Raw genomic sequence first — 8,048 nt, forward strand, 5'->3', positions numbered from 1 at the left:
CCGCCGCCCCCGCCGCCGCCGCCGCAGGCAGCCAGCGCCGCCGAGATGGAGAACGCCGCAAGCGCTTTCAGCGGCCGCTGCGCGTCGGCGCCCGGGTCGTCGCGAATTTCTGCTGCCGTGTCTTGAGGCAAAGGCGCCTCGCGTGCGCCGCCTCGATCTGCTCCACCATGGTTCCCCGCTCCTTCGGCGTTCAAGCGCCGTTGGAGCTTTCAAGGCAAACCTCATGCCCTGCAGAAATCAGGTGGCCGTCCCCCCGGGAACACAGGGACGGCCTTCAAGAATGTGACTTTTCGTGACTTTTTGGTCACTTATTGAAACAAAATTGGCATGCCAGCCCGCGGGGCCGGCTTCATCAAGCCTTCAGTCGCGGTCTTCGTACCAGTCGCCGTTCGGCGGACGGTACGGGTAGCCGGGGCCGTAATACACGCGCCCGGGTGGCTGCACGTAGACCGGCGCCGGGCGGTAGTACACCGGGGGCGGTGGCGGCCGGTAATAGACCGGTGGCGGGGGCGCGTAGTAGATCGGGGCCGGAGGGTAGTAGACCGGCGCCGGCGGGTAGTAGGAAGGCGCCACCGGATAGGGCTCGACGAAACCGGGCGTGCCGATCTGCACCGACCAGCTCGTGCGCGCGCTGGCGGAGCCCACGGCCAGCAAGGCGCCGCGGCCAGCGCGCCGATGGCGGCCCATTTGAAGACAGAAGATTGGTTTTGGAAGTTCACAGCGGCTCCAGGGGCCAGGCAAGGCAAGGGGCGAAAGCGCCCCGATCCAGTAGCAACGCACAGCACGCGCGCGCGGTGCACCCGCCGCGTCGGCGGGTGGTTGCCAAACGTCACCGGGGCGCGATTTCCCGGCGCGACAGCATCACGTCGCCGCTGGTCGTGTTGAAGGCGATGGTGGGGGCGCTGAAGTCGCTCAGCGGCGCGCCCAGGCCGATTTCCCCGCTGCCGTGCAGCACGCACTCCTCGCGCCGCAGCGCGATCTCGGTGCTGGGGCCGCCGTTGCCGTGGAAGCGGACCCAGGTGCCGTAGGTGCTGACGTCGATCAGCACGCAACTGCCCTGCCGCACTTCGATGCGCGCATGCAGCCGCGACACGCGCGGGTCGTTGACCACGAACTGCGCGTCGTCGACGCGCCCCAGGTGGATCGGCAGCTGCTCGGTGCGGAACATCGAGCGCACGTCGAGCCAGGCCAGCTCGATCTGGCCGAACGACGAATCGGGCATGCGCATCGGCGCCAGCGCGGCGGGCACGGTCAGGAACGAGGTCACTTCTTCCTGCCAGTCGATGCGGTGCACCACCGACATCTCGCTGCGCCCGCGGATGTTGATGAGGCCGAGGTCGCGGTGCTGCACGCCGCCTTCGCCGAGTTGCGAGATCACCGCGTCGGTCACCCAGATCTGGCCGGGGCCGGCGAGGTCGCTGAGCCGCGACGCGAGGTTGACGGCGTCACCGTAGCAGTCGCCCTCGACCTCGACCACGTCGCCGCTGGCCACGCCGATCTGCAGCGCCATGCGCAGCGGCGCGGGCCAGACCAGCAGGCGCTTCTGGTGATAGCGCTGCAGCTCGATGACCGCATGCGTGGCGGCCGCGCCACTCGAGAAGATCGCGAACACCCCGTCCCCCAGCGACTTCACCACCCGGCCGCCGTGCGCCTGGCAGACGCCACCGATCCATTGCGTAAGTCGCGTCACGGTTTCCGTGGCTCTTGCATTGCCCATGGCCTCAAAGACCCTGGTACTCCCCGTCAAGTCCGCGAATACGACTGTGGAATTGACACCCATACTGTTGTGATTCTCGATTGCGATCTCTGGTTGATGATGCTCTGCGCTCCTCATGCTCCCCTGTAAGCAGTTTCCTTGACATGCGCCTGGACAAAGGAACGATTGGCACGACCTGTCTGTTGACGGAGTTGTATACGTAAGTAACAGAAAAGCGGATTCAACGAGTCCATCGATCGCATGTAGTACTTAAGAAAACAAAATTCAGAAACTGCTTGAAGCCATGCGTAAAGCGTGTTGTTTACAAACAAGAAACACTGTTCCGGATCTTGTGCAACGGTGAACTGAGGCTTAAGGTAGCAACCGTTCTGGCTTCCGGCAATACGCTTCTCGTCCCATGCTTCTCCGCCGCATTCTTCGTCTGCTGAACGTGCCCGGCTTCGGGTCCCGCCAGGTGGCGGAGAGCCAATTGGGGCGCATCCGTACCGCGATGTTGTCGGTCTTGCAGGGCCACGGCGGTCACTCGATCCAGCGTGTCAGCCAGCGCGTGCGTTTCGCGGTCGACGTCGAGGCGCTCTGGTACCTGCGGCAGGACGTGATGATGGCGCTGAGCGCCATCGACGGCGAGTCGGCCGCGCGCCGCCAGATGAAAGACATCAACAGCATGTTCAAGGGCGGCCTCCCCGGCTCGATGGGCCCTCGCACGCATCAGCGCTTCACCAACAACGGCTGAAGCCGCGCGGCGGCCTGCGCGGCCGCTCGTTCTTCTTGTTTCTACCCCCTGTGCCCTGTTCAATGGGCGTGATGATGGCCATGTTCGTGATGGTCGTCATGCGCGGACGTGTGACGGTGGCCCCAGACGAGGAAAACATCACGCCCTTCAGCCGCCATTGACACCTTCGCGCCCACCGGCAGTAGAACCTTCGTAGGCACATGGCCGAAGGGCAGCCCCGCCAGCACGGGCACCTTGAGCGACGCGCGCAGCCGGTCGATCACCGTGTGCATGCTGAAGCCGCGGTCGTAGCCCGGCACCTTGCGGATGCCCGTGAACTGGCCGAACACGATGGCGCGCTGGCGCCCCAGCACCCCGGCGAGCTTCAGTTGGTCGAGCATGCGTTCGACGCGGTACGGGTGCTCGTGGGTGTCTTCCAGAAACAACACGCCCTTCTCCACGGCGGGGAAGTACGGCGTGCCGAGCAGGCTGGTCAGCACGCAGAGGTTGCCGCCCCACAGCACCGCGTCCTGCACGGGCTTGAACTTCAGTTCGGCGTCGCGTGCCGGCATGCGCCAGCCGGTGCCTTCGCCCTGCCCGCTCACGAGGTCGTCGAAGCAGGCTTCCATGATGTCGTCGGGGCCGTCCTCATTGCCGAAGTCTTCACCGACCACGGGGCCCGACCACGTGGTGGCGCCCGTCTTGGCGAAGAGCGCGTTCTGCAGCGCGGTGAAGTCGCTGCAGCCGACGAACTCGGTGCCCTTGTCGATGGCCTTGGCCAGGGCCTTGTAGGGCAGCGCGTCGAGGATGCGCGTGATGCCGTAGCCGCCGCGCGTGATGAGCGCCACGTCGGCACCGCTGGCCGCGGCGCGGGAAATCGCGGCGAGCCGCGTGGCGTCGTCGCCCGCGAAACGCTGGTGCACCGACTGTGCCGCCTCGTCGATTTCAACTTCATGGCCCAGTGCCTTGAGCCGCTTCACGCCGCGCCGGAAAGCCGCCTTGTCGCGGATCGCGCTGGAGGGGGAATAGATGTAGATGTGTTTGGTCACGTGGTCGAGTATCCCATTGCGTTTCTTGCTTGCGGCACGAAGGTTCGGGCCTGCGCCGCGGTGAGTCCTGAAGAAGACACGACGGGCCCGAGCGCGCGCAGCGCGGCCTCGTAGCCCTTGTCCGGAAAAGGCGCGCGCCATGCGTCCTTGATGCGCTCGCCGCCTTCGGGCGCGCGCAGCACGGCCGCAAAGCGATCGGGCGCGGCGGCCTGCAACAAGGAGGCCAGTTCGCCGGCCGCCGCGCTGTGCACCAGTACCACCCGTGCGGGGTGAACGAGGTGCATGGGCTGCACGCGCGCCAGCCATTCGAGCAGCACGTCGCGGTGCCATTCGAGCCGGTGCGCCGCTTCGCGCTTGGGCTTGTCGCTCTTGCCGAAGCCGATGAGGTCGGGCACCAGCGTGCGCAGCCCGGGCTGGCCCACGAGGTGGCGGAAGAAGTAGCCCCACTCGCCGGGCCCGTGCAGGCAGACGCAGCAGGCAATCTCGCCCCCGGCGCCCTCGCCGCTTTCATCGACCCAATGCATGCGCCAGCCCCGCTGGCTCGGCAGGTCTTGAACGTAGTGCGGCGCAAAGGCGTAGTCGGCCAGCGCGGCAAAGCGTTCGGTGGGCGTGCGCAGCGCGTCGTCGCGCAGCGGCTCAGCCTGCTCGCGCGCCGCGCTGCGACGCTGCTGGAAGAAAGCCTGCAGCACCGCAGCGCATTCGTCCGCGAGCACCCCGCCCTGCACCTGGGTGCGATGGTTCAGGCGCGGCAGTGCGAACAGGTCGAGCACCGAGCCGGCCGCGCCGGTCTTGGGGTCGGTCGCGCCGAACACCACGCGCGCAAGACGCGAATGCAGCATGGCGCCCGCGCACATCGCGCAGGGCTCGAGCGTGACGAACAGCTCGCAGCCGTCGAGCCGGTAGTTGCCGAGCGCGGCGGCGCCGGCGCGCAGCGCGTTGATCTCGGCATGCGCGCTCGGGTCATGCTGCGCCACGGGCGTGTTGCGGCCGGTGGCGATGACCTGTCCGTCACGCACCAGCACCGCGCCCACCGGCACTTCGCCCGCCTCGGCGGCCAGCCGCGCCTCGGCCAGCGCGAGCGCCATCCAGTGCGCGTCGCTCTTCGGCGGGGGCAAGGTCGGCTCAGTTGTCATCGGGCATTTCGCGCGGCTTGCTCGCGGCTTCGACCGCGTCCTTGACCTGCTGCTGCAGGCGCTGCGACTGCTCGTGCACATTGCCGGTCGGCGTTCCGGCCGGCGGCGCGGCCACGCCGGGCACCGACGGCAAGGTCGGCACCACGGCGCTCGTCATCTGTTTCTTCGCGACCAGGCCGACGATCAACAAGGCCAGCAACAGGCCGATCAAACCGATTCCGCGCATGTCAGCGGCCCTCCGCCGCGGGCGCTTCGGCGGTCAGGCCGAGGCGCTCCATCCACACGGCCAGCGCCTGCTCGTCGGGCGAGCCCGCGCTGTACACGGCGTGCATGGCGGCATGCGATTCGCGGCGGTGCTGGTTGAGCTTGAGCTTGCATTGCAGCGCCGTCACGCGCAGCTCGAAGCCGACGATGCCGGCCAGCATCTTGAGCTGGAACTCTTCGCCCAGGTCGCGCCATTGCTGGGCGTAGGCCGGCTCGTGGTCGCCGATGAGCTTCTTGAGCAGCGCGTCCTTGGCCGCGGGCTCCTCGATCAGCGTGGCCTCGACGGTGCAATGCACGGCCAGGTAGTTCCAGGTCGGCACGCGCGCCAGGTCGGGGTAGACCGAGGGCGACAGGTACGCATGCGGCCCGAGGAAAGTCACGACCGCCGTGGGCCGCGCCTGCAGATGGCGCCACGCCGCGTTGGGCTTGGCGCAGTGCCCCAGCAGCACCAGTTCGTCGGCACTTCGCGGCTCGGCGACCAGCGGCAGGTGCGTGACGTACGGCAAGCCGCTGTCGTCGTTCGAGATCAGGCTCGCGAACGGGTGCGAGCGCATCAGTTCCAGCGCAATGGCCGGGTCCTTGGCATTGAACTGCGGAGGCATGTACATGGGGCGGATTCCTCGTGGCGAGGTCCGATTGTCCCCGAGCCGCCCTATCTTGCGCGCGCGTTGTCCAAGAGCTTGACCATCGCGGTGTACCCGCGCGCCCTGGCCAGTTGCATCGGCGTGTTGCCCTGCCGGTCGGCCAGCGCGAGGTTGGCGCCGGCATCGATCAGCGCGGCCAGCGTGCGCTGATGGCGCGGACCGCCGTCGCCCAGCACGATCGACTCGATCACCGCCGTCCAGTGCAGGTTGTTGACGTGGTCGAGCGGCGCGCCCGCCGCGATCAGCCGGCGCACGACCTCGTCGTGGCCCAGGTGCGCGGCGGCGATCAGCGCCGTGCCGTCGTAGCGGCTGGTGGTCTGCCCGGCCTTCGCGCCGAGCGACAGCAGCAGCGACAGCGTGGCCGTGTCGTCTGCCACGGCGGCGATGGTGACCGCGTCGTAGCGCTCGTCTTCGAGCAGGTCGAGGTTCGCCCCGGCCTTGGCCAGCAGCTTGATCGCCTCGCGCTGCCGCGCATGTGTGGCCACCTGCAGCGGCGTGCGGCCGCGCGTGTCGCGGGCGTCAAGGTTCGCGCCCGAGGCGACCAGCGCCTTGATCTTCGGCAGGTCGCCATGCCACGCCGCCTGGTGCAGCCCTTCATAGGCCAGCACCTCGGCCGCCAGCGGCGGCACCTGGGCGAACGCGCCGGTCGCCGCGCCCAATCCGAGCGCAACCGCCAGCATGCCCGACCGGATGCCGCGCGCCAGCATCAGAGCAGGCCCTTGACCTTGTCGATGGCCGCGTTGGCGCACTGCTCGTCGAGGTGGCCGCCGGGTGCGCCGCCCACGCCGACCGCGCCGATCACTTCATTGCCCGACTTCACCGGCACGCCGCCGCCCAGCAGCAGGAAGCCCGGCAGGTACACGAGGTTGGCACCGCCCGGGTTCTTCTGCGCGCCTTCCATCATGGCCTGCGTCGGGCTCTTGGCCGAGGCCGAGGTCCAGGCCTTGCGCTCGCTCGAGGCCAGCGTGTGCGGGCCGGCGTTGTCGGCGCGCTGCACGGCACGCACGGTGCCGGCACGGTCGACCACGGTGGCCGCCACGTTGTAGCCGTTGGCGGCGCAGGCGGCCACGGCCTCGGCCGCGATCTGGTTGGCCAGCGTGAGCGACATGTTCTTTTCGGTGCGGACGGCCGGTGCCGGCGTCTGGGCCTGGGCGACTGATGCGGCGAGCAGAACGGCGATGCCGCCGAGGCGAAGGATGGATTGCATTGTTCGTTTTCTCCAGTGGATGCGGTGGTTGCGCCGGCTGTTGCCGACGGCTGCGCCACTGTAGAAAACATGCGCGCGCGCAGCCATTCGTACGGCTACGCGCGGCGCTCCGTAGTTCTACGGAGCGTCGCGCTCCACCAGCACGGCGTAGCGCCGGATCAGCTGTGCCAGCGAGTCGCAGTCGAGCTTGGCGAACAGGTTGGCGCGGTGCGTCTCGACCGTGCGCGGCGACAGCGCGAGCGTGCGCGCGATCTCCTTGTTGGTCAGTCCCTGCACGATGAAGGCCAGCACCTCGCGCTCGCGTTCCGACAACTGCGCCACCCGCTCGCGCGCCGCGTTGTCGGCCTGCGAGCGCTCGCGCGAACGCACATGCTGGCGCACCGCCTGCTGCAGCGCCTCGAGCAGTTGCTCGTCGTCCACCGGCTTTTCGAGGAACTCGGCCGCGCCGGCCTTGAAGGCGCGGCGGCACATCTCGACCGTGCCGTGGCCGGTCAGCATGATCACGGGCTGGTCGACGCCCTGCGCCATCAGCCGGTCGAGCACCGTGAGCCCGCTGATGCCGGGCATGCGCACGTCGAGCACGATGGCGCCGACGCTCGCGCGGTCGAAGCCGTCCATGAAGGCCTGAGGGTCAGCCCAGCCCTGCACGCGCAGGCCGACCGTGCCGATCAGCAGCGACAGGCTGTCGCGCACCGCCTGGTCGTCGTCGATCAGGTGGACCAGCGGCGACTGCGGCTGATGGTGTGCGGCGGGGGCGTTCATGCGGCGCGCTCCGTGGACGGCGCGACCAGCGGCAGCAGCAGCGTGAAGCGCGCGCCACGCGGCGAGGCATTGGCCGCGCTCAGGCTGCCGCCCATGCCGCTGGCCAGTGTTTCGCTGAGGCTCAGGCCAAGGCCCAACCCGCCTTCGCGCGTGCTGAAGAAGGGCTCGAAGAGGCGCGGCAATGCCTCGGGGGCGATGCCGCGTCCGTTGTCGGTGACGGTCAGCACGCCCTCCTGCCCGTTGCGCCCGACGGCCACGACGAGCCGCCGTTCGCCCGCAGGCACCAGCTCCAGCGCCTGCAGCGCGTTCATCAGCAGGTTGTGCACGATCTGCTCCAGCGCAACGGCTTCGGCCTGCACGCGCACGGGCGCCTGCGCGGTGGCGTCGAATTGCGCGTGGATGGCGCGCTGGCCGAACTCGGGCGCGAGCAGGTGCATGGCGCTGCGCACCACCTCCTGCAGCACCAGCGGTTTCGCATCGCCGCCGCCCGCCTCGGGCCGCTCGATCACGCGGCGCAGGCGACCGACCACGCCGGCCGCGCGGCGGGCCTGCTCGACGGC

General features: G+C 68.9%; 10 protein-coding genes and 1 pseudogene. 1 reads left to right on the top strand and 10 read right to left on the bottom strand.

Going from position 1 to position 8,048, the window contains the following annotated elements:
* Positions 1–360: 360 nt before the first annotated feature.
* A pseudogene (locus BMG07_RS38425) lies at positions 361–719 on the bottom strand (hypothetical protein).
* 110 nt (positions 720–829) lie between these two features.
* Complete coding sequence (locus BMG07_RS38430; RefSeq protein WP_198088882.1) at positions 830–1,780, bottom strand: adenylate/guanylate cyclase domain-containing protein; 951 nt, start codon at positions 1,778–1,780, stop codon at positions 830–832.
* Between the two features lie 334 nt (positions 1,781–2,114).
* Here BMG07_RS38430 and BMG07_RS38435 point away from each other — a divergent pair, with 334 nt between their 5' ends.
* Positions 2,115–2,450: a hypothetical protein gene (locus BMG07_RS38435; RefSeq protein WP_198088883.1), complete on the top strand. Its 336-nt coding sequence runs from the start codon at positions 2,115–2,117 to the stop codon at positions 2,448–2,450.
* A 59-nt stretch (positions 2,451–2,509) separates the two neighbouring features.
* Here BMG07_RS38435 and BMG07_RS38440 read toward each other — a convergent pair whose 3' ends face one another.
* The 8 genes from BMG07_RS38440 to BMG07_RS38475 form a co-directional block, all read right to left on the bottom strand.
* Positions 2,510–3,478, bottom strand: coding sequence for an LD-carboxypeptidase (locus BMG07_RS38440; protein WP_198088884.1), 969 nt, complete (start codon positions 3,476–3,478; stop codon positions 2,510–2,512).
* The gene (tadA, locus tag BMG07_RS38445; protein ID WP_198088885.1) at positions 3,475–4,611 is read right to left on the bottom strand and encodes a tRNA adenosine(34) deaminase TadA; all 1,137 of its coding nucleotides are present in this window, start codon (positions 4,609–4,611) and stop codon (positions 3,475–3,477) included. The genes BMG07_RS38440 and tadA overlap by 4 nt, the downstream gene beginning before the upstream one ends.
* A complete protein-coding gene (locus BMG07_RS38450; RefSeq protein WP_198088886.1) occupies positions 4,601–4,837 on the bottom strand; it encodes a hypothetical protein in 237 nt (78 codons plus the stop codon). The genes tadA and BMG07_RS38450 overlap by 11 nt, the downstream gene beginning before the upstream one ends.
* A gap of 1 nt (position 4,838) precedes the next feature.
* Positions 4,839–5,483 (bottom strand): FMN-binding negative transcriptional regulator, encoded by a 645-nt coding sequence (locus BMG07_RS38455; RefSeq protein WP_198088887.1) that lies wholly within the window; start codon positions 5,481–5,483, stop codon positions 4,839–4,841.
* A 44-nt stretch (positions 5,484–5,527) separates the two neighbouring features.
* Positions 5,528–6,226: an ankyrin repeat domain-containing protein gene (locus BMG07_RS38460; protein WP_198088888.1), complete on the bottom strand. Its 699-nt coding sequence runs from the start codon at positions 6,224–6,226 to the stop codon at positions 5,528–5,530.
* Positions 6,226–6,726, bottom strand: coding sequence for a heme-binding protein (locus BMG07_RS38465; RefSeq protein WP_198088889.1), 501 nt, complete (start codon positions 6,724–6,726; stop codon positions 6,226–6,228). Before BMG07_RS38465 ends, BMG07_RS38460 begins: the two co-directional genes overlap by 1 nt.
* A gap of 117 nt (positions 6,727–6,843) precedes the next feature.
* Entirely contained in the window at positions 6,844–7,488 is a 645-nt protein-coding gene (locus BMG07_RS38470; RefSeq protein ID WP_198088890.1) for a response regulator transcription factor, read from the bottom strand.
* Positions 7,485–8,048: sensor histidine kinase (locus BMG07_RS38475; protein WP_269759825.1), on the bottom strand; the 564-nt coding region annotated here is incomplete at its 5' end. The genes BMG07_RS38470 and BMG07_RS38475, both read right to left, overlap by 4 nt.

The organism is Variovorax sp. E3, from assembly GCF_016082275.1.
Taxonomy (GTDB): domain Bacteria; phylum Pseudomonadota; class Gammaproteobacteria; order Burkholderiales; family Burkholderiaceae_C; genus Variovorax.

Bases quoted from the DNA above. Each gene is read 5' to 3' on its own strand.
- BMG07_RS38465 (WP_198088889.1), bottom strand. From the start codon at position 6,726: ATGCAATCCATCCTTCGCCTCGGCGGCATCGCCGTTCTGCTCGCCGCA.
- tadA (WP_198088885.1), bottom strand. From the start codon at position 4,611: ATGACAACTGAGCCGACCTTGCCCCCGCCGAAGAGCGACGCGCACTGG.
- BMG07_RS38455 (WP_198088887.1), bottom strand. From the start codon at position 5,483: ATGTACATGCCTCCGCAGTTCAATGCCAAGGACCCGGCCATTGCGCTG.
- BMG07_RS38450 (WP_198088886.1), bottom strand. From the start codon at position 4,837: ATGCGCGGAATCGGTTTGATCGGCCTGTTGCTGGCCTTGTTGATCGTC.
- BMG07_RS38430 (WP_198088882.1), bottom strand. From the start codon at position 1,780: ATGGGTGTCAATTCCACAGTCGTATTCGCGGACTTGACGGGGAGTACC.
- BMG07_RS38435 (WP_198088883.1), top strand. From the start codon at position 2,115: ATGCTTCTCCGCCGCATTCTTCGTCTGCTGAACGTGCCCGGCTTCGGG.
- BMG07_RS38460 (WP_198088888.1), bottom strand. From the start codon at position 6,226: ATGCTGGCGCGCGGCATCCGGTCGGGCATGCTGGCGGTTGCGCTCGGA.
- BMG07_RS38470 (WP_198088890.1), bottom strand. From the start codon at position 7,488: ATGAACGCCCCCGCCGCACACCATCAGCCGCAGTCGCCGCTGGTCCAC.